Source organism: Burkholderia sp. ABCPW 111 (assembly GCF_000773065.1).
Lineage (GTDB): Bacteria > Pseudomonadota > Gammaproteobacteria > Burkholderiales > Burkholderiaceae > Burkholderia > Burkholderia savannae.
The window spans coordinates 37,719-58,861 of sequence record NZ_JPWT01000132.1; the positions used below are offsets into that span (position 1 = coordinate 37,719).

At 71.2% G+C, this 21,143-nt stretch carries 17 protein-coding genes; 13 read left to right on the top strand and 4 right to left on the bottom strand.

What is annotated here, in order from left to right; translation table 11 throughout:
- The first annotated feature begins 4 nt into the window (after positions 1 to 4).
- The 13 genes from X946_RS28415 to X946_RS28475 all read left to right on the top strand — a co-directional run bounded on the left by X946_RS28415 (position 5) and on the right by X946_RS28475 (position 16,210).
- Positions 5 to 961, top strand: a complete 957-nt coding sequence (locus tag X946_RS28415; RefSeq protein ID WP_038755104.1) for an ABC transporter permease — start codon at positions 5 to 7, stop codon at positions 959 to 961.
- The gene (locus X946_RS28420) at positions 962 to 2,836 is read left to right on the top strand and encodes an ABC transporter ATP-binding protein (protein WP_038755107.1); all 1,875 of its coding nucleotides are present in this window, start codon (positions 962 to 964) and stop codon (positions 2,834 to 2,836) included. It begins immediately after the preceding gene.
- 127 nt (positions 2,837 to 2,963) lie between these two features.
- Complete coding sequence (locus X946_RS28425) at positions 2,964 to 5,006, top strand: hydantoinase/oxoprolinase family protein (RefSeq protein WP_038755111.1); 2,043 nt, start codon at positions 2,964 to 2,966, stop codon at positions 5,004 to 5,006.
- Positions 5,007 to 5,019: 13 nt separating this feature from the next.
- Positions 5,020 to 7,029 (top strand): hydantoinase B/oxoprolinase family protein, encoded by a 2,010-nt coding sequence (locus X946_RS28430; RefSeq protein WP_038755114.1) that lies wholly within the window; start codon positions 5,020 to 5,022, stop codon positions 7,027 to 7,029.
- A 405-nt stretch (positions 7,030 to 7,434) separates the two neighbouring features.
- Positions 7,435 to 8,916: an aldehyde dehydrogenase family protein gene (locus tag X946_RS28435; protein WP_038755117.1), complete on the top strand. Its 1,482-nt coding sequence runs from the start codon at positions 7,435 to 7,437 to the stop codon at positions 8,914 to 8,916.
- A complete protein-coding gene (locus X946_RS34780; RefSeq protein ID WP_152611865.1) occupies positions 8,916 to 9,239 on the top strand; it encodes a hypothetical protein in 324 nt (107 codons plus the stop codon). The genes X946_RS28435 and X946_RS34780 overlap by 1 nt, the downstream gene beginning before the upstream one ends.
- A gap of 171 nt (positions 9,240 to 9,410) precedes the next feature.
- Complete coding sequence (locus tag X946_RS28445) at positions 9,411 to 10,079, top strand: haloacid dehalogenase type II (protein WP_038755122.1); 669 nt, start codon at positions 9,411 to 9,413, stop codon at positions 10,077 to 10,079.
- 64 nt (positions 10,080 to 10,143) lie between these two features.
- Positions 10,144 to 11,421, top strand: a complete 1,278-nt coding sequence (locus tag X946_RS28450; protein WP_038755125.1) for an NAD(P)/FAD-dependent oxidoreductase — start codon at positions 10,144 to 10,146, stop codon at positions 11,419 to 11,421.
- Positions 11,422 to 11,500: 79 nt separating this feature from the next.
- On the top strand, positions 11,501 to 11,809 hold the full coding sequence (locus X946_RS28455; protein ID WP_038755128.1) for a (2Fe-2S)-binding protein: 309 nt from the start codon (positions 11,501 to 11,503) through the stop codon (positions 11,807 to 11,809).
- On the top strand, positions 11,791 to 13,209 hold the full coding sequence (locus X946_RS28460) for an FAD/NAD(P)-dependent oxidoreductase (RefSeq protein WP_052145217.1): 1,419 nt from the start codon (positions 11,791 to 11,793) through the stop codon (positions 13,207 to 13,209). Before X946_RS28455 ends, X946_RS28460 begins: the two co-directional genes overlap by 19 nt.
- Positions 13,209 to 14,360 carry an NAD(P)/FAD-dependent oxidoreductase gene (locus X946_RS28465; protein ID WP_186448668.1) on the top strand — a complete coding sequence of 384 codons (1,152 nt, stop codon included), beginning with the start codon at positions 13,209 to 13,211 and terminating at the stop codon, positions 14,358 to 14,360. Before X946_RS28460 ends, X946_RS28465 begins: the two co-directional genes overlap by 1 nt.
- Before the next feature lie 160 nt (positions 14,361 to 14,520).
- The gene (locus X946_RS32750; RefSeq protein ID WP_226377256.1) at positions 14,521 to 14,961 is read left to right on the top strand and encodes a helix-turn-helix transcriptional regulator; all 441 of its coding nucleotides are present in this window, start codon (positions 14,521 to 14,523) and stop codon (positions 14,959 to 14,961) included.
- A gap of 226 nt (positions 14,962 to 15,187) precedes the next feature.
- On the top strand, positions 15,188 to 16,210 hold the full coding sequence (locus X946_RS28475) for a PhnD/SsuA/transferrin family substrate-binding protein (RefSeq protein ID WP_038755133.1): 1,023 nt from the start codon (positions 15,188 to 15,190) through the stop codon (positions 16,208 to 16,210).
- A gap of 51 nt (positions 16,211 to 16,261) precedes the next feature.
- Here X946_RS28475 and X946_RS35375 read toward each other — a convergent pair whose 3' ends face one another.
- Genes X946_RS35375 through X946_RS28495 form a run of 4 tightly spaced genes read right to left on the bottom strand, consistent with a single transcriptional unit; the run spans position 16,262 to position 21,142 of the window.
- Positions 16,262 to 16,477 (bottom strand): hypothetical protein, encoded by a 216-nt coding sequence (locus tag X946_RS35375; RefSeq protein ID WP_038755136.1) that lies wholly within the window; start codon positions 16,475 to 16,477, stop codon positions 16,262 to 16,264.
- A gap of 25 nt (positions 16,478 to 16,502) precedes the next feature.
- On the bottom strand, positions 16,503 to 17,450 hold the full coding sequence (locus X946_RS28485) for a GNAT family N-acetyltransferase (protein WP_052145218.1): 948 nt from the start codon (positions 17,448 to 17,450) through the stop codon (positions 16,503 to 16,505).
- Entirely contained in the window at positions 17,447 to 18,721 is a 1,275-nt protein-coding gene (locus X946_RS28490) for a phenylacetate--CoA ligase family protein (RefSeq protein WP_197422298.1), read from the bottom strand. The genes X946_RS28485 and X946_RS28490 overlap by 4 nt, the downstream gene beginning before the upstream one ends.
- 18 nt (positions 18,722 to 18,739) lie before the next feature.
- Positions 18,740 to 21,142, bottom strand: coding sequence for an acyl-CoA reductase (locus X946_RS28495; protein WP_038755142.1), 2,403 nt, complete (start codon positions 21,140 to 21,142; stop codon positions 18,740 to 18,742).
- Between the last annotated feature and the right edge of the window lies 1 nt (position 21,143).

The following is a 21,143-nucleotide window of genomic DNA, read 5'->3' on the forward strand; positions in this document are numbered from 1 at the left end:
GCCCATGAACCACGCCGATCTGATTCAACGCAGCAGCGCCACGCCCGCCGACGGCCGCGAGCCGGCGTGGAACGGCGGCTCGCCGCCCGGCGCGCCCGCCCCGCGCGCCGCGCGCAAGCCGCTCGCCGCGCGGCTGCGGCTGTCCAAGGGCGGCTGGGCGGGCCTCGCGATGGTGAGCGTCGCGCTGTTCGTCGCGGTGTTCGCGCCGTGGCTCGCGCCGCACTCGGTCGGCTCGATCGTGTCGGCCGACGTGTTCGCCGCGTTCAGCGCGAAGCTGCCGCTCGGCTCCGACTACCTCGGCCGCGACATGCTGAGCCGCATCATCTACGGCACGCGCCTGACGGTGCTGCTCGCGCTCGCGGCGGCGCTTCTCGCCGCGATCACCGGCACGTCGCTCGGCTTGCTCGCGACGGTCGCGGGCCGCGCGGTCGACGAAACGATGAGCCGCCTGCTCGACGCGATCACGTCGATCCCGTCGAAGATGTTCGCGCTGATGCTGGTCGCGGTGTTCGGCTCGTCGCTGCCGCTTTTGATCGTCACGGCCGCGATCAGCTACATGCCGGGCTCGTACCGGATCGCGCGCTCGCTCGCGCTCAACATCAGCACGTACGAATACGTGCAGGTCGCGCGCGCGCGCGGCGAGAGCCCGGTCTACATCGCGTGCGTCGAGATGCTGCCGAACATGATCCACCCGATGCTCGCCGACACCGGCCTGCGCTTCACGTTCGTCGTGCTGCTCCTGAGCGGCCTGAGCTTTCTCGGCCTCGGCGTGCAGCCGCCGTACGCGGACCTCGGCTCGCTCGTGCGCGAGAACATCGCCGGGCTCGGCGACGGCTCGCCCGTCGTCATCATGCCGGCGCTCGCGATCGCGATCGTCACGGTCGGCGTGAACCTGCTGATCGACGGCCTGCCGCACCGCGGCCGCCGCAGCGACGCGGCGCTCGCCGCAGGAGAACACTGAATGAACGCGAATCGCGAAAACCTCGTCGAGGTGCGCGGGCTGCGCGTCGTCGGCGGCCGCCCGGGCGAGCCCGTCACGACGATCGTGCACGGCGTCGACTTCGACGTGCGGCGCGGCGAAGTGCTCGCGCTGATCGGCGAATCGGGCTCCGGCAAGACGACGATCGCGCTGTCGCTGATGGGCCACGCGCGCAGCGGCTGCCGGATCGCGGGCGGCGCGATCCGCGTCGGCGACGCCGACGTGCGCGCGCTGTCCGACCCGGCGCTCGCGTCGCTGCGCGGCCGCAAGGTCGCGTACATCGCGCAGAGCGCGGCCGCCGCGTTCAATCCGGTGCGCACGATCCTCGATCAGGTGATCGAGAGCGCGCTGATCCACAAGACGCTGACGCGGCGCGCGGCCGAGGCGAAGGCGGTCGAACTGTTCCGCGCGCTCGCGCTGCCCGAGCCGGAGAAGATCGGCGCGCGCTACCCGCACCAGGTGTCGGGCGGGCAGCTTCAGCGGCTGATGGCCGCGATGGCGCTCATCACCGATCCGGAGCTCGTGATCCTCGACGAGCCGACCACCGCGCTCGACGTGACCACGCAGATCGACGTGCTGCAGGCATTCAAGCGCGTGATCCGGCAGTGCGGGATGACGGCCGTGTACGTGTCGCACGATCTCGCAGTGGTCGCGCAGATGGCGGACCGGATCGTCGTGCTGAGCGACGGCCGCATCCGCGAGATCGGCGACACCGAGCAGATTCTGCACGCGCCGGCGCATCCGTACACGCAGAGCCTGATCGCCGCGGTCACGCCGAGCGATTTCGCGCGCGCGGCCTCGGGCGCGACGGCGCGGGCCGCCGCGCGGCCGCTCCTCGAAGTGCGGCGCGTGACGGCCGGCTACGGCCGCAAGGACGCGAAGGGCCGGCCCGCGAAGACGATTCTCGACGACGTCGAGCTGTCGATCGGCCGCGGACAAACCGTCGGCGTGATCGGCGAATCGGGCTCGGGCAAGACGACGCTCGCGAAGGTGATCGCGGGCCTCGTGCCGGCCGCGGGCGGCCAGCTGCTGCTCGACGGCGCGCCGCTGCCGGGCGATCTGGGCCGCCGCACGAAGGAGCAGTACCGGCGCATCCAGATCGTGTTCCAGAACGCGGATACCGCGCTCAATCCGGCGCACACGGTCGAGCGCACGCTCGCGCGGCCGCTCGCGTTCTATCACGGGATGAAGGGCGAGCGCGCGCGGCGGCGCGTCGCCGAGCTGCTCGAGCTCGTGCGGCTGCCGGCGTCGATCGCCGCGCGCCGCACGGTCGAGCTGTCCGGCGGACAGAAGCAGCGCGTGAACCTCGCGCGCGCGCTCGCGGCCGAGCCGGATCTGATCCTCTGCGACGAAGTGACGTCCGCGCTCGACACGGTGGTCGGCGCGGCGATCATGGAGCTGCTGCGCGACCTGCAACGCAAGCTCGGCGTGTCGTATCTGTTCATCACGCACGACATCGCGAAGGTGCGCGCGATCAGCGACGACATCGTCGTGCTGTACGCGGGCCGGCGCGTCGAGACGGGCAGCCGCGACGCGCTGTGCGCGCCGCCGTTCCATCCATATTCGCATCTGCTCGTGTCGTCCGCGCCCGAGCTGCGCGCGGGCTGGCTCGACGACGCGACCGAGCGCTGCCGCCGCCCGCTCGCGCCGATCGGCCCGCCGGCCGACAACCCCGAGCTGTGCGCGTTCCTGCCGCGCTGCGCGGCGCGCATCGACGGCGTGTGCAACCGGGCGACGCCGTCGATGCGCACGCTCGACAACGGCGCGCAGGTGCTCTGCCATCGCAGCGAGGCCGACCTGATCCAGTTCCAGGCGCTGCCCGCGGCGGCGGCGCTCGCGGGCGCGGAGCGCGCGTGAAGCGGGCGGCGCAAGCGGCGCGGCGCTCGCCGGCGCGCGGCCGCGCGTCCCGAAGCGCGGCTTCGGATGGTCTTTCCGGTCGTTCGGCGGGCCGCGTCCGCCGGGCATCAATGAACGAGGAATCTTCGTGGGAATCCGAATCGGGGTGGACATCGGCGGCTCATTCGCCGATTTCGCGGTGCTCGACGACGCGACGGGCGAATTGAAGACGCTGAAGGTGTTTTCGCGGCCGGACAGCCCCGGCAGCGAAGTGCTGCGCGGAATGGAGGCGCTCGGCGAGCGCTACGGGATCGCGCCGCGCGACGTCGCGTACTTCACGCACGGCACGACGGTCGGCGTGAACGCGGTCGTGCAGCGCAAGGGCCTGCGGCTCGGGCTCGTGACGACGCGCCATTTCGAGGACGTGCTCGACCTCGCGCGGCTGAAGGGCCCCGACATGTACAACCTGCTGTCGAAGCGCCCCGCGCCGCTCGTGCCGCGCGAGCGCGTGTTCGGCGTGATCGAGCGGCTCGCGGCCGACGGCGGCGTCGAGACGCCCGTCGACGAGGCGAGCGTGCTCGACGCGATCGCGCGGCTGCGGCGCGCGAAGTGCGAAGGCGTGGTGATCGCGCTGCTCCATGCGTATCGCAATCCGGCGCACGAGCACGCGGTGAAGGCGATCGTCGAGCGCGAGATGCCGGGCTTCTTCGTGTCGTGCTCGTCGGACGTGTGGCCGATCATCCGCGAATACGAGCGCACGTCGACCGCCGTGATCGGCGGCTACGTGCAGCCGAAGGTGTCGCATTATCTCGGCTCGCTGCAGCGCGCGCTCGCGCAGACGGGCGTGGCGTGCGACATGAAGGTCACGAAATCCAACGGCGGCGTGATGAGCGCCGAAGCGGGCAAGACCAACTGCGTGCAGATGATCCTGTCCGGCACCGCGTCCGGCGTGATCGGCGCCGCGTACGTCGCGAGGCAGAGCGGCCTCGCGCGCTGCATGAGCCTCGACATCGGCGGCACGACCGCCGACGTCGCGCTGATCGTCGACGGCGAGCCGCAGTACGCGAGCGGCGAATACATCGGCGATTTCCAGATCCACATTCCTTCGGTGTCCGTGTCGTCGATCGGCGACGGCGGCGGCTCGATCGCGTGGGTCGACGATTTCGGCGTACTGAAGGTGGGCCCGGACAGCGCGGGCTCGAATCCGGGGCCCGTCTGCTACGGGCGCGGCGGCACGCGCGCGACGATCACCGACGCGTTCGTCGTGCTCGGCGTGATCGGCAACGCGAGCCTCGGCTACGACTCGGTGAAGGTCGACCGAGCGGCCGCGCATCGCGCGATCGACGCGCTCGCTGAGCGGCTCGGCGCGGATGCATACCGCACCGCCGAGGCGATCGTCGACGTCGCGGTGTCGGGGATGTACGCGGGCGTGAGCCGGATCGTGTCGCGCTTCGGGATCGATCCGCGCGCGTTCGCGCTGCTGCCGTTCGGCGGCGCGGGGCCGATGCTCGCGTGCCATTTCGCGCGCGCGATCGGCATCGACGAGATCGTCGTGCCGATCGCGCCGGGCGTGCTGAGCGCGCTGGGCGGCCTGATCGCCGATACGCGCAACGATTTCGTGAAGACCGCTTACTACGATCTCGACGCGGCGTCGCTCGCGCGCCTTTCCGACGACGCGCGCGCGCTCGAACGCGCGGCGCGAGCGTGGATCGCTGATCAGATCGGCGACGATCGCGACGCGCGAATCGCGGTGTCGGCGGACATGCGCTACAAGGGCCAGTCGTTCGAGATCGACACGCCGCTCGAGCTCGACTGGCTGCACGGCGGCGATCCCGCGCCGCTGCGCGACGCGTTTCATCGCGAGCACGCGCGCCTGTACGGCCACGGCGATCCGGGCGCGCGCGTGCAGGTGGTCGCGCTGCGGCTCGTGATCTCGGCCGCGACGCCGAAGCCCGCGCTGAAGGCCGTCGACGCGAGCGACGCACCGCCCGCGCCCGTGAGCACGATCCGCGTGTTCATGAACGGCGCGTTCCACGATGCGGCGCTCTACCTGCGCCGCGACCTGAAGGCGGGCCAGCGCTTCGACGGCCCGGCCGTGATCGCGCAGGACGACTGCACGACGACGGTGCTGCCGGGCTACCGCGGCCGCGTCGACGCGCTCGGCCAGCTGATCCTCTCGCGCGCGAACTGATCCGGAGAACGCAATGCAATTCGACAAATCGGTGCTGCAGATCTTCGCGAACTATTGCGTCGCGGCGGCGGAAAGCATGGCGTACACGCTCGTGCGAACCGCGCATTCGACGTTCGTGAAGGAAACCGAAGATTTTTCGTGCGCGATCATGACGCCGGACGGGCTCACGTTCGCGTCGCCGAAGACGCTCGGCGCGACGTGGTACGTCGGGCTCGACTACGGCTCGGTGATCCGGATGATCGACAGCTACGCGCCGGGCGACGTCTGCATGACGAACGACGCGTACAGCGGCTTCGTCGCGACCCACACGCCCGACATCGTGATCTGGAAGCCGGTGTTTTACGCGGACGAGATCGTCTGCTTCGTCGGCGGGCACATCCACAACACCGACATGGGCGGCGCGGTGCCGGCGTCGCTGTCGCGCACGCTGACCGAGATCCAGCAGGAAGGCGTGCGCTTTCCGCCTTGCAAGATCGTGCGCGCGGGCGTCGTCGACGACGCGCTCGTGCGGATCATGGCGACGAACGTGCGCGCGCCCGAGCAGAACGTCGGCGATCTGCTCGCGCAGCTCGCGTCGCTGCACACCGGCGAGCGGCGCGTGCTGGAGATCGTCGAGCGCTTCGGCATCGACGGCTTCAAGGCCGGGATGCGCGCGCTCCTCGACTATTCGGAGGAGCAGGCGCGCACGATCCTGCGCGGCATTCCCGACGGCGACTACTCGTTCGCCGAATACGCGGACGAGGATTCGGCGAACGGCAAGCCGATGCGCGTCGCGCTGACCGCGCGCATTCGCGGCGGCGAGGTCGAGATGGACTACTCGGGCAGCGATCCGCAACTGCAATCGTCGCTGAACATGCCGACGGGCGGACACGAGCGGCATGCGCTCGCGCTCGTCGGCCTCGTGTACGTGCTCTATACGCTCGATCCCGACATCCTGCTGAACACCGGGATGCTGCGCGTCGCGCGCTGCGTGCTGCCCGAAGGCTCGGTCGTCAACGCGGTGCCGCCCGCCGCGGTCGGCATGCGCAGCCTCACGTGCAAGCTGCTGCATCTGCTGACCTTCGGCGCGTTCGCGCGCGCGGTGCCCGAGCGCCTCGCCGCGTGCCCGGCGGGCGGGCTGTCGATTCTCAGCGTGAAGACGATGAACCGCGAAGGGCAGACGGTGATGGCGTCGATCGGGCCGATCGGCGGCGGCGCGGGCGGCAGCGCCGCCGACGACGGCGAGGACGGCTCCGGCGCGAACAACGCGTTCCTGCGCAACACGCCGGTCGAGATCAACGAGACGGAAGTGCCGATCCGGATCACGCGCTACGGCGTCGCGCCGGGCTCGGGCGGTGCGGGGCGGCATCGCGGCGGGCAGGGGCTCGTGATGGAGTTCCAGGTGTTCGCGCCGAACACGCTCGTGACCGCGCGCAATCGCGATCGCACGCGCTTCGCGTCGTGGGGGCTGCACGGAGGGCGGCCGGGCGGCAACGCGCGCTTCACGCGCAATCCGGGCACGCCGCGCGAAGAGGCGCTCGACAACAACGATCTCGTCGTCTGCGCGCCGGGCGACGTGATCCGGCTCGTCGGCGCGGGCGCGGGCGGCTACGGCCGGCCGATCGAGCGCGAGCCGGCGAAGGTGCGCGACGACGTGCTGCGCGGCTACGTGAGCGCCGACGTTGCGCGCGACGTGTACGGCGTCGCGCTCGACGGCGACGAGATCGACGTCGAAGGAACGGCCGCGCTGCGCGAAGCGGCGCGTGCGCGGCTAGCGGGCGACGCCGCGCCGGCGTTCGCGTTCGGCGCGTACCGCGACGCGTTCGAGGCGAAGTGGACGGCCGCGCGCTACGCGGCGCTCACGCGCATCCTCGCCGGCGTGCCGGTGCAATGGCGCCACTTCATCAAGCATCGGCTGTTCGACGCGCTCGATGCGCGCATCGCAGCCGACCGGGCCGGTTGCGCGGGCGGCGGCGGCGAACTCGTCGATGCGCTGTTCGCCGAGCTGTGCCGCGCGTATCCGCAATTGACGCAGGCGGCGTGACGCGATGCGCGGCGTCGCGCGAACGCTGCGCCCGATGCGTACGTCGCGGACGATCCGGGCGGCCGCGCGGACAGGGGCGGCGAACTCGTCGATGCGTCGTTCGCCGGGCCGCGCCGCGTGCATCCGCCACGGGTGCGGCCGGCGCAGCGCGATGCGCGGCGCCGCCCGACGAATGCACACGATGCGAGCGGCGCTGACGGCGTCGCGGGGCCTCGCGCGACGCGTCTCTCGCGGCGCGGTTTCGGTTTGTGCCGCAAGAGGCGGCCGCGTTGCGCGCATGGCCGGCGTTGCGGGCATCGACGGCGTCGCCCGCGGCGCGAGCATGCGCCGTCGTCGCCGCGCATCGCGAGCGCTGCCGCCGCGCGCGTCGCGCCGTTTTTTCTCCATGTTTCAGGAACACACACGATGGACAGTTTCGATCCCGCGCGCGTCGCGGTCCGCAGCGCGCACTTCATCGGCGGCCGGCATGTCGACGGCCCGGGCGTCATCGACGTGAAGCGGCCGTCGGACGGCGTCGCCTACGCGGCGCTGCCGGTGGCGGACGCGTCGCTCGTCGACCGGGCGGTGGACGATGCGTGGCTTGCGTTCAGGACGAGCGACTGGGCGCGCCGCGCGCCGCGCGAACGCGCCCGCGCGATGCGCCGCTGGGCCGAGCTGATCGAGGCCGACGTCGCGACGCTCGCGCCGCTCGAAGCGGTCGGCTCGACGCGCCCGATCGCCGACGCCGCGCGCTGGGACGTGCCGTTCACGGCCGAAGGCATCCGCTTCTTCGCCGAGTGCGCGGACCGCGTCGGCGGCGAAGTCGCGGCGACGCGCGCCGACCATCTCGGGATGATGATCACCGAGCCGTACGGCGTCGTCGCCGCGATCGCACCGTGGAATTTTCCGCTCGTGATGGCGTCGTGGAAGATCGCGCCGGCGCTCGCCGCCGGCAACGCGGTCGTGCTGAAGCCGTCGGAGCTCACGCCGTTCTCGTCGGTGCGGCTCGCGGAGCTCGCGATCGAGGCGGGCGTGCCGCCCGGCGTCTTCAACGTCGTGCACGGCGACGGCCGCACGACGGGCGATGCGCTGTGCCGGCATCCGAAGGTGTCCAAAGTGACGTTCACGGGCTCGAGCCAGACGGGCGCCGCGATCATGGCCGCGTGCGCGCAGCACGGCACCAAGCCCGTGACGCTGGAGCTGGGCGGCAAGAGCCCGCAGCTCGTGTTCGCCGACGCGCCGAATCTCGAGCGCGTCGCGCGGCGCGTCGCGGCGGCGATCGCGGGCAACGCCGGGCAGGTGTGCGTCGCGGGCTCGCGGCTGATCGTCGAGCGCAAGGTTCAGGCGCGCTTCGTCGACGCGGTGGCGGCCGCGTTCGCCGAGCTGCGCCCCGGCGCGACGTGGGCGCGCGGCACGACGCTGCCGCCGATCATCTCCGCGCCGCAGCTTCAGCGGATCGACGGCATCGTGCGGCGCACGCTCGACGGCGGCGCACACGCGGCCGCGGGCGGCGCGCGGATCGAGCTGGCGGGCGACGGCGCGTTCTACGCGCCGACGATCCTTACCGGCGTGACGCCGCAGGCGGAGGCGGTGCGCGAGGAAATCTTCGGGCCGGTGCTGACCGTGCAGGCGTTCGACGACGACGACGAGGCGCTCGCGCTCGCCGCGCACGACCGGTACGGGCTCGCGGCGGGCGTGCACACGGCCGATCTGAGCCGCGCGCTGCGGATGATGCGCGCGATCGAGGCGGGCACCGTGTGGATCAACCGCTACGGGCGCACCGCGGATTTCGCGATTCCGACGGGCGGCTACAAGAGCTCGGGGATCGGCAAGGATCTCGGCCGTCACGCCTACGAAGCGAACCTGCGCGTGAAGAGCGTGCTGATCGATTTCGGCGAGAACGTCTGATGCGGCAGCGGCAGCGGCAGCGGATGCGCGGCGTGCATCGTCGGGTACGTGTCGGTTCGATGCGCCGATCGATCGCGCGAGCGTGCGCTTGCGCTCGCGCTTGCGCGATCGCGAAGCGTTCGACGCTGGCGGAAAAGCTGCCGGGCGTCGGCCGGACGGCTTTCGGACAGCATCCGGGCAGCGCCCGGACAGCGGCCGAAAAACACCGCGCCGCCGCGCCGAAATCCGCGCCGCATAGTGTGCTGCGCGGATCGGAAAAAACGGTGGATTCTGTGCCGCGCGAGCGCCAATACAAGGCAACTCGGCTTTTTGAAGGTGATTAAATGATTGGCAACAGGCGTGACCGGCGGCGTGATCGCGGTGCGCCGCGGCTTCGCGAAGGCGGACGGCGGGCATGCGTCGCGCACCCGCCGCCGCGCGGTTTCCGAGTTTCGAATGGTCCCGTCGCACGGGCCTGGTTTTGCTGATTACTGGACAAGCTACAGGACAAGGACATGACCCGATTCAAGCCCAAATACATCACGTTCGACTGCTACGGCACGCTCACGCGCTTCCGGATGGGCGACCTCGCGCGCGAGCTGTTCGCCGATCGCGTGAGCGCCGAGAACATGGAGCAGTTCGTCAAGGACTTCGCCGCGTACCGGCTCGACGAAGTGCTCGGCGCATGGAAGCCCTATCAGGACGTCGTGAAGAACGCGGTCCGCCGCACCTGCAAGCGCTGGCACATCGCGTACGACGACGCCGAGGCGCAGAAGTTCTACGACGCGGTGCCGACCTGGGGCCCGCATCCGGACGTGCCGGAAGGGCTCGCGAAGGTCGCCAAGGAGATTCCGCTCGTGATCCTGTCGAATGCGTCGAACGATCAGATCCAGCGCAACGTCGACAAGCTCGGCGCGCCGTTCCATCGCGTGTACACCGCGCAGATGGCGCAGGCGTACAAGCCGCGGCTGCTGGCGTTCGAATATCTGCTCGACAACCTCGGCTGCGGCCCGGAGGACATCCTGCACGTGTCGTCGAGTCTGCGCTACGACCTGATGTCCGCGCACGACATCGGCATCCGGAACAAGGTGTTCGTCGCGCGCGGCCATGAGCCGTCAACGCCGTTCTACGGCTACACCGAGATCAAGGACATCGGCGGCCTCGCGGGCGTCGTCGGGCTGTGATCGGCGCGAGCCGGCGTCGCGCGACGCCGGCTCGCCTGCGTGGGTCAATCGTGTGAAGGAACCGATGAAATTCGAATCGTACTGGCTGGATACGCGCCCGGAATTTTGCGAAGGCTGCGAGGCGCCCGTCGAAGGGCGCGCGGACGTCGTCGTGATCGGCGGCGGCTTCACCGGGCTGTCGGCCGCGCTCGAACTCGCGAAGCGCGGCGTGCAGGCGGTCGTGCTCGAAGCGGGGCAGATCGCGGCCGAGGCCTCCGGGCGCAACGGCGGCCAGTGCAACACCGGGCTCGCGCAGGATTACGCGGCGCTCGCCGCGCGCGTCGGCGCGCCGCGCGCGCAGGCGTTCTATCGCGCTTATGCGAGCGCCGTCGCGACCGTCGATTCGATCGTCGCCGAGCATGCGATCGACTGCGACTTCCTGCGCACCGGCAAGCTGAAGCTCGCGGCGAAGCCGCAGCATTTCGCCGGGCTCGCGAAGACTTTCGAGCTGCTGCGCCGCGACGTCGATCCGGACGTCGAGCTGATCGAACCCGCGCACATGCGCGACGAAGTCGGCTCGGACCGCTTCTACGGCGGCCTGCTGCAACGTACCGGCGCGCAGATGCACATGGGCAAGTTCGGCGTCGGGCTCGCGCGCGCGGCCGTCGCGCGCGGCGCGCGCGTCTACGAGCACGCGGCAGTCACGCAGTTGAAGCGCCTCGACGGCGAGCGCCATGAGATCACGAGCACGCGCGGCACGATTCGCGCGGATCGCGTGCTGGTCGCGACGGGCGCGTCGCAGCTCGGCCCGTTCCAGTGGTTCCGCCGCCGCATCGCGCCCGTCGGCAGCTTCATCGTCGTCACCGAGCCGCTGCCGAAGGCGCAGCTCGATCGCCTGTTTCCGAACCGGCGCGCGTACGTGACGACGCGCCACATCGGCAACTACTTTCGCGTGACGCCCGACGATCGCCTGCTGTTCGGCGGCCGCGCGCGCTTCGCGCTGTCGAATCCGCACTCCGACGCGAAGAGCGGCGACATCCTGCGAGCGGGGATGGCCGCGTATTTTCCGGAGCTCGCGAACGTGCGGCTCGACTATTGCTGGGGCGGCCTCGTCGACATCACGGCCGACCGCCTGCCGCGCGCGGGCCAGCACGAAGGGCTGTACTACTCGATGGGCTACAGCGGCCACGGCGTGCAGATGTCGGTGCACATGGGCCGCGTGATGGCGGACGTGCTGTACGGCGCGGCCGCGAGCAACCCGTGGCGCGAGCTCGACTGGCCGGCGATGCCGGGCCACTTCGGGCACGCGTGGTTCCTGCCGTTCGTCGGTGCGTACTATCGCCTGCAGGACATCCTGCATTGAAGCCGACGACGCCCGGCGCGCGCCGCGCCGCTTCCGATCACGATGCGCTTCGTTCACGCGGAGCGACTGGAGGGCACCCATGAAATCGCGATTCGTTCGGCTGGCCGAAACCGAACGCGCAACCGTGACGTTTCGCGTCGACGGGCGGGCGGTCGACGCGCTCGAAGGCGACACGCTGCTCGTGGCGATGCTTTGCCACACGGGCCATGTCCGGCAATCGGAATTCGGCCCCGAGGCGCGCGCGGGCTTCTGCCTGATGGGCGCTTGTCAGGACTGCTGGGTATGGACGGCCGACGGCGGGCGCGTGCGCGCGTGCACGACGCTCGTCGACGCGTCGCTCGACGTCGTCACGCGACAGCCGGAGGCGCAATGGCCGAACCTCGCGTGATCGTCGTCGGCGCGGGGCCGGCGGGCGTGCGCTGCGCGGCGGCGCTGGCGGAGGCGGGCGTGCGAGCGCTCGTGATCGACGAAGGGCGCCGCGACGGCGGGCAGATCTATCGTCGGCAGCCCGAACAGTTCTCGCGGCCGTATGCGAAGCTGTACGGCACCGAGGCGCGACGCGCGCTCGATCTGCACGGCACGTTCGAGCGGCTGCGCGCGATGGTCGACTACTCGCCCGACACGCTCGCGTGGAACGTGTCGGGCGGCGCGCTCTACACGATGCGCGCGGGTTGCTCGGCGCGCCATCCGTACGATGCGCTGATCCTCTGCCCCGGCGCGACCGATCGGCTGATGCCCGTGAAGGGCTGGCAATACGCGGGCGCATACAGCCTGGGCGCGTCGCAGATCGCGCTGAAGGCGCAGGCGTGCGCGATCGGCTCGGAAGTCGTGTTCATGGGCACGGGGCCGCTGTTGTATCTGGTCGCGAGCCAGTACGTGCAGGCGGGGGCGAACGTCGCGGCGGTGCTCGACACGTCGCCCGCGCGCAACCGGCTGCGCGCGCTGCCGAAGCTGCTCGCGCGGCCCGACGCGCTGTTCAAGGGAGCGCGGCTCGTCGCGTCGCTCAAGGAGCGCGGCGTGACGATCGAAACCGGCGTGACGCCCGTCGAAATCCACGGCGGCGACGCGTGCGGCGTGACGGGCGTGAGCTATCGCGATGCGCGCGGCGAAGCCCGCCGCATCGGCTGCGATGCGGTCGCGCTCGGCTATCACCTGCGGCCCGAGACGCAATTGGCCGATCTCGCGGGGTGCGCGTTCCGCTTCGACGCCGGCACGCGCCAGTGGCTGCCGCAGCGCGACGACATGGGGCGGGCGACCGTCGAGCGCGTCTATCTGGCGGGCGACGGCGCGCGCATTCTCGGCGCGGACGGCGCGGAGGCGGCGGGCGAGCTCGCCGCGCTCGCCGCGTTGAAGGACCTCGGGCGTGCGGTCGACGAACGCCGGATCGCCGCGCTGCAACGCACGCTCGCGAAGATGGACCGCTTTCGCGCGGGCCTCGCGCAAGCGTTTCCGTGGCCCGCGCGGCAGGCTGCGCAACTGTCCGACGATACGATCGTGTGCCGCTGCGAGGGCATCAGCGCGGGCGAGCTGCGCCGCGTGATCCGCGACGAGGGCGCGTGCGAGGCGAATCGCGCGAAGGCGTTCAGCCGCGTCGGCATGGGGCGCTGCCAGGGGCGTTATTGCGGCCACGCGGCGGCCGAGGTGATCGCGGACGCGACGAAGCTGCCGCTCGAGGCGGTCGGCCGGTTGCGCGGGCAGGCGCCCGTCAAGCCGCTCGCGATCGCCACGCGCGCGAGCGAGGACACGCCGCGCACCCGCGCGACGGACGAAACAGTGGAGGAATCGTGATGCGGGCCGATGCGGATGTGGTGATCGTCGGCGGCGGCTTCATGGGCGCGGCGGCCGCGTTCTTCCTGCGCCGGCGCGGACGTTCGGTGATCCTGATCGAACGCGCGCTGATCGGACAGCAGGCGAGCGGCACGAACTTCGGCAACGTGCGCCGGCAGGGCCGCTACCTGCCGCAACTGCCGCTCGCGAACCGGTCGCGCGAGATCTGGGGGCGGCTGCCCGAGCTGATCGGACACAGCGCGGAGTTCCTGCAGACCGGGCACATTCGCGTGTGCTACCGGCAGGAGCAGGACGACACGTTCGAGGCCTACGCGAAGGAAGCGAGCCATTACGGGCTGAAGCTCGATCTGTACCGGGGCGCGGCGATGCGCGCGAAGTTTCCGTTTCTCGGCCCCGAGATCCTGAGCGCGTCGCATTCGGAGATGGACGGCCATGCGAACCCGCGGCTCGCGGCGCCGGCGTTCGGCCGCGCGGCGGCGCGCGCGGGCGCGAGGATCGAGGAGAACACCGCGATCGTGACCGTCGAGAAGGACGGCGACACGTTCCGCGCGAGCACCGCCGACGGCCGCGTGTTCTGCGCGCCGAATCTGCTCGTGACCGCGGGCGCGTGGGGCAGCCAGTTGAGCGCGCAGTTCGGCGAAGCGGTGCCGATCGAGGTGAACGGCCCGCAGATGGCCGTCACCGAGCCCGTGCCGTACGCGATCCGGCCGGTGGTCGGCGTATCGTCGCCGCACATCGAGGAAGTCGTGTACTTCCGGCAGGTGGAGCGCGGCAACATCGTGATCGGCGGCTGCGCGCGCGCGAGCGCGTATCTCGACGAGCGCCGCGCGAAGGTGCTGCCGGAAAGCACGCTGCTGCAGTTTCGCCAGCTCGCGCGCGTCGCGCCCGCGCTCGCGCGGCTGAACATCATCCGCGTGTGGAGCGGCGTGGAAGGCTACATGCCCGACGATCGCCCGATCATGGGACGCAGCGCGAAGGTCGACGGCCTCTACTACGCATTCGGCTTTTGCGGGCATGGCTTCCAGCTCGGGCCGGGCGTCGGCGATACGATGGCCGAACTGATCGACAGCGGCGCGACGCGCACCCCGATCGAGCCGTTTTCGATCGCGCGCTTCGTGTCGCCGCCAACGGTCGCGCACGCGGCGGCGTGACGGAGCGCGCATGGCGAACGTTCCGGATCGCATCGACGCCGCCGCGCCCGCTGCGGCGTGCGCGGCGGCGCGCCCTGGGGCACGCCCGGAGTCTCGTCACGGGTCTCGTCCCGAGTCGCGCGCCGTATCGCGTCCCGAGTCGCGCCCCGTATCGCGCGCCGTGTGCTGCGCGCTGCGCTTCATCGACACGCACTTCGCGCAGCCGCTCAATCTGCACATGCTCGCGGACGTCGCGGGCCTGAGCGTGTCGCGATTCGCGGCGCGCTTTCGAGACGAAGTGGGCCTGTCGCCGCATCGCTATCTGTGCCGCGTGCGGATACGTCGCGCGCAGGATCTGTTGCTGCGGGGCGTGCCGCCTTCCGTCGTCGCGACCGAAGTCGGCTTCTTCGACCAGAGCCACCTCGGCCGGCATTTCCGGCGGGCGGTCGGGCTCACGCCGTGCGACTACGTCGCGCGGCCTGTCGCGCTGCTCGACGAACCGAATCTCGATGCGCCTGACGATGCGCCCGCGCGGATGAGCCGCGCGCGTGCGGCGTCGAGACCGCCGGGACGCGGCGCCGAGTGCTGCGGCGTTCGGTCGAGCGCGTGTGGCGACGCGTGAGCGTGCGGACTGCGCGCGATGCGGGCCGCACGCGGCGAGTGCGATGAGTGAGATGAGTGCGATGCGTGCGGCGCGATGTCCGCGCACGTCGCTCATTGCCGGATAGCGCTTTGCAATAAGCATTTCGCAAATCGATGTTTGTTCCGCTTCGGGCGATTCCATAAGCTTGGCGTTTCGTCGGTCGTGCGATCGTGCGCGGCGACATTCGTTCGAGAGGCTTCCGCCGATGAATCGTCACGCTTTCCCGCCGCCGTTCGCCGCCCGCCGCCGCGCGTTGCGCTGCCTTGCCGTCGCGTCGGCCGCGGCGCTCGCCGGCCGCGTTGCGCCGACAACGGCGGCGCAGCGGGCGGCGGCCGCGACGGCGGGCGTCGACGTGTCCGGCGTCACGCTCGTGCTCGGCGATCAGGCGGGCGGCCTGCGTGCGCTCGCCGAGGCGGCGCGCGTGCTGAACGACACGCCGTATCGATTCCGCTGGGCGAATTTCCAGGGCGCGGCGCCGCTCTTCGAAGCGCAACGCGCGGGCGCGATCGACCTCGCGCCCGCGGGCGACTTGCCGGTGCTCACCGCCGCGCTCGGCGATCCGGCGCTGCGGATCGTCGCGACGCGCGTCGGCTCGCCGGCGTCGCTCGGCATCGTCGTGCAGCCCGATTCGCCGGTGCGCGACGTGGCCGACCTGAAGGGGCGCACGGTTGTCGTATCGTCCGCGCGCGGCAGCATTTCGCAGTACCAGCTTTACGGCGCGCTCGCCGAGCGCGGGCTGTCTCGGCAGGACGTCGACGTGAGATTCGTGCTGCCCGTCGATGCGTTCGCCGCGTTCGAGGCGAAGCGTATCGATATTTGGGCGACGTTCGATCCGTATTACGGGCATGTCGTGAGACGCGGCGCGCGCGTCGTGCGCGACGGCGGCGGCATCAACTCGGGCCTCGCGTTCCTGACGTCGCCCGTCGGTACGCTCGACGACCGCGCGAAGCGCGCGGCGCTCGCCGACGCGCTCGCGCGGCTCGAACGGGCGGGGCGCTGGGCGCTCGCGCATCCGGACGAATACGCGAAGGTCTATGCGGCGCTCACGCGTCTGTCGCTCGACACGGCGGCGGACATCACGCGCCGCGCGGCGCTCGCGCAGCGGGCGGTCGGCGCGGCCGACATCGCGACGCTGCAGCAGGTGGCCGATCGCGCGGTGCGCGACGCGATCCTGCCGCGCCGCGTCGACGTCGCGTCGATCGCGGTGCAACGCATCGGCGCGGCTTGATCCGCGAGCGGCCTTCGTCGCGGCGCGATGCGATGTCGCGCGGCGCGGGGCTCATCGGCCGCCCCGGCGACCGGCGTCGGCCTCGATGATCGAGACGCCGTGCCGGACCCGCTGCGCGCGGTGCCGCCGAATCGGGCCGTTCCCGATCTCCGTCGTTGCGACGAAATCCGTCTGCTCGCCGGCCGGCGTCGCGCGCGGGCGCGCCGAGGCTTTTTGCTCGGTGAGCGCGTGACATTCGCGCGCCGCAACGTGATCCACTTCGAGCAACGACCGCCGCACGCCGAGGCCTAATTCATGGACAGCGATTCCCTGATTCGCGCGCACCTGGCTCCGCCTCCGCATAGAGCCGATACAAACGCTTGCCTTGACGATCGCACAGATGTAGCTCCCGTGGCCCCCGTCCGCGCAGCCAAAGCAGCCGCCAGCCGCCGTTCGCGGCGGGCAACAAGCCGCCGAAACGGAATCCGCCGCGCGTCAACACGGGCGCGTGCGCCACATTTTCCGCCGTGGCCGGCAAGCTCAGATCGAGCAACGAACGCGCGGGCAGCGCGGCAATCTCGGCGATCTGCGCTTCACTTGCCCGCGACGTCTCCAGCACGACCCGCAAGCCGTCCCGCGTCAGCGTGAAGTCCGACGCGGCGGAGTCCGGTGCCGGCGGCGCCTCGCCGAACGCCGCGCGCAAACTGTCCAGCCATGCGCGCCAGTGCGCCGGCCAGTCGAGCCGAGGCAGAGGCCACGCACGCAGCGGCAGGCACCCGACCACGATGCTCTCCCGTTCCGCCTGCCCGAACGGCGATTCGACGTAGTCGATCAGCAGCGCCGTGCTGCGAAACCCCAGCGCCAGCGCGACATGCTGGCTGCGCGGATGCGAACAGACCTGCTTGATCGTCACCATGCCGACGCCGAGCCGTCCCGCCGTCGCGTGCAGATGACGGGCGAGCCGGCTCGCGATGCGCTGGCCGCGCGCGTCCGGATGCACAACGTTCAGCGCCAGTTCCGCCAGCCCGGGCCGCGCCGCATCCCGCCACAATGTCGCGTGGCCCAGCAGCCGCCCGTCGCGGACCGCCACCGCCGAGCGCCATCGGCCGCTGACGTTGTGCGCGTGAATCCGGCTCGGCAGATAGACGTCCGGATACACGTAATGCTCGCCATAGACCGCGCGAAACAACGCGCTGACGGGTTCGGCATCGGCCGCCTGATAGTCGCGCACCAATGCCTCCAGCGGATCGCGCTCGCTCATCGCCAGGCCTCCGCATGCGCGTAGTCGCGCTGGTCGACGATCCGCAGCAGCTTGCCCGAGCGCGGATGGGTACGCATCCGTTCCAGTGGCGTCTGCCGTAGCGCCACGCGCAATTGCTGTTCGGCGCACAGTGCCGCGATCGCCGGCTGAGCCATGAATACGGCATCGCGGATTCGTTCGAGATCCAGCGGCGCGCGCGCCGCCAGCAGCAGCGTCAGGCAATCCACGCCGTCCGCGCGCGCGACTTCCAGTTGCCACCCCAGCAGCGCGCATGCTGCGTCGAGCACGCGCCCGAGCGCCTCCGGAAACAGCGACAGCGTGCCGACACGGACCCGGTGGCCATGCGCGGCGCGCCCGAGCAGCGCGAACTTGCGCGCGGGGCCGGGCGGTTCGCGCCAGCACGCGAGATCGCCGCTGGGATAACGGATCACGGGCATCAACCGGCGCTGCAGGTTGGTGACCAGCAGGACGCCCCGGCGCCCGGCTTCGTCGATGGGCTCACCACTCTCCTCGTCGACGATCTCGATCATGCTGTCGTCGTCGAACACGCGATGCTCGCCGTGCCCGCAAGCCTGATCGGCATAGCCGATCAGGCCCGCGTCGACGCTTGCGCAGCCCACCGAGCCGACGCGGGCACGCGGCAATACCTGTGCGAGCAGCGCGATCTGCTCGTCGAACAAGGTCTCGCCGCCGTAGAGCACTGCCCGCACGTCCGGCAAGGTGTGGCCATGCGCCGCCAGGTGACGGGCGAAACGCAGTAACTGCGCCGGCACGCCGGCCAGGACGTTGATGCGGTGCTGGCGAATCGCGGCCGCCAGCACGTCGTGGTCGACATGGCAGGTGAACGGGTACTCGACGAGGGCCACGGGCGCATGCGACAGCGCGCCGTGGATGAACAACAGGCTGGTGTAGAGGTCGCCCGCGAAGAACAGGTTGGCGACCCGGTCGCCGTCGCGCAGCTGGTGCGCGAGGCCCGCGCCGAACGCCTGCACGAACGCGCGCCATTCGGCGCGGCTGAACACCGACAGCTTGCCGTCGCCGGTGGAGCCGCCGGTCTTGAACACGTGGCCGTCGTTCGGCGCGGCGGTCAGCGCGCGCCAGCGCGTCAGGTCCTGCGAATCCCGCCAGTAATCGGCGGGATCGATCGTCGGCAGGTCGGTCAGGCGCCAGCCGTGGGCGGGCAACGCACGGTACAGCGCGCGGTAGTGAGGCGAATGCGCGCGCGCATGCTCGACGAGGGGAATGAGGCGTGGATGCATGGTGATGAGCAATGTATGGACGACGGAAGTTCAGCCGCGCAGATCCATGACGAACGGCGTCTTGCCGCTGTGTGGATGGCGCTGGAACGCGGCGGCCGCAACGGCGCTCACCTCGAGGCGCAGCAGCCCGCCGCTCACGACCTGGTTCAGCATGGCGTCGTCCAGCACGCGTGCGCGGATCGAGGCCGGATCACCGTCGACGAGCAGCCGGATGCGGTCGCGCCCACCGTCATCACGATCGATCAGCCACTGCATCGGCTGGCCGATGGGCCGGCTCAGTTGCTCCGGATCGACGAAGATCGTGCCGACCCGCAACAGCGCGCCATGGCGGCCGGCGAGCCGGAAGCGCGGCGTCTCCAGCCCGCATGGGCAGACACCCGGTAACCACCGGCCCAGGTCGCCCAGGTCGTAGCGCAGCACCCGCTGGGCTTCGCGGTGGCGCGACGTGAACACCAGCCGGCCGGTCTCGCCCGGCGCGGCAGGGACGTCGCGCGCAGGCTCCAGCACTTCCAGCCATTGCGTGTCCGCCAGCAGGTGGAACTCGCCGTCGGCGCAGCTCGCACACGCATGGCCGAGCGGACCGGCGTCCACCGAGCCGTAGATCGCCGAGCGAATCAGCTCGACGCCGAAGCTCGCCAGATACGTGCGTTGCCCGGCGTTGACATGCTCGCCGCCGCAGAACACCTTGCGCACCCCGCCGTAGCGGCGCAGCGCGTCGCTTTCGCGTTCGAACAGCCGGTGCACGGTGCCCGGCATGCCGATCAGCGTGTCGATGCGCTGTTCGACGATCAGCCGGGCGATCTCGCTGAAATCATCGTCGACGGGGCCGCCCATCGGATACTGCGGCACCCCGAGCGCTTCGAGGATCGTGAAGAAGCTGAGCATGCCGCCGTACAGATTGCCGCCGTAGAGGAGATTCATCACCCGATCGGTGGCGGGGTCCAGTCCGGCGGCGAACAGGCCGTCGGCCGCGGCGCGCATCTGGCGGTGGTAGTCGCGATAGCTGAAGCGGGCCAGCTTGGGCGTGCCGCTGCTGCCGCCGCTCCGGAAGTAGAGTTGCGCCCGCGCGTGATCGGGCTGGTGTTGGAACGCGGCCTTGTCCATCACCGGCGACGCGTGCAGGCCTTCCGGCATGGCAGGCGGTGCGTCCAGGTGGGCGTGGCCGGGCAGCGTGGCGGGGTCGAGGCTCACCGACACGCGGCGCGACAGGCGTTGCAGCGCATAGGCGCCGTCGTGCGGCTCGCCGGCATAACCGTCGTGCATGCGACCGACGGGCGTGATGCGGCTCACGCCCGCCGCGAGCAGCAGCCGGCTCAGCTCGGGCACGCGGGCGGCGGCGACCAGTCCGCAACTTTGCAGATGAGTGCGCCACGGGCGCAGGATGCCGGCCAGTCTCGCACGCGGGGCCGGGCGCAGCTCGACGGTGCGGAACAGCGGCGATGGCGTCAATTCCTCGCGCAAGGTCCACGCGATCCGCCAACCGTCGCCGTCGATGACCTCGCCCGGCGCGTCGGCGAACGCCTGGTCCAGCCGATGGAAGGCCATGCGGGTGCTGATCTCCGCTGCCTCCTGCCGATCCGCGCGCAGCGCGGGCCAATGGGGCGCCCGGCGTCGCAGCGCGGCGGCGAGCCGGCGCGCAAGCGTGTCGAGCGTCGCCGGATCGTCGCTGTCCACCAGCACGGCCTGCGGACTGGAGCAGGCCTGCTGGTCGTGGCGGCACACGTCGTCGGCGAGCGCGTCGAGTTGCGCGTCGCTGAGGGCGTCCGGAGCCAGGTAGGCGAAGCTGATCCGGTGCCCCCAGTCGATCCAGCGGCAACCGGGCGGCAATTGCGCGCGCAGGGCCGCGAGCGCCGTGGCGCCGCCCCACGCGGACACGCCGTCGGCGCAGGCCAGCAACGCACCGAGTCGCGCGCTCGGCACCGGCAGCACGGCGATGTGCGCGGCGAGCCGGCCGCTCGCGTCGTGTCGCAGCAGTTCGGCGAGCAGGCGCGCGCTCAGGTCGTCGGTGCGGCTGCTCGGGCGCAGCCAGTTGATGTTGCCCGCCAGCAGACCTTCCAGCACGGCCATGAAGGGCAGCAGTGCGGCGTTGGCGGGCGTCACGTGCAGCACCACGCCGAGTGGCCGCCATGCTTCGAAGCGTGGCTCGCGGTAATCCGGACGACGCAGCGAGCCGGGCTGCTCGCCCAATTCCCGCGAGAGCTTGGCTTGCAGTGCCGGGCGCCGGCAGAACGCGGCCAGTTCGGCGCGCGCGGCGGTGTCCGGCAGCGCCGACGGCGCGCCTTCCTGCAGCGCCTCGGCGAAACGTTCGGCGCAGGCGAGCACGGTCTCGCTGTCGAGCGGATCGGCGAGCGTGTCGGCGAGCCGTTCGCGCAGCAGCGCGAGCGCCGTGTCGAGGTCGTGGTCGGCGTGCAGCACGCCGTGAAGCAGGTACATG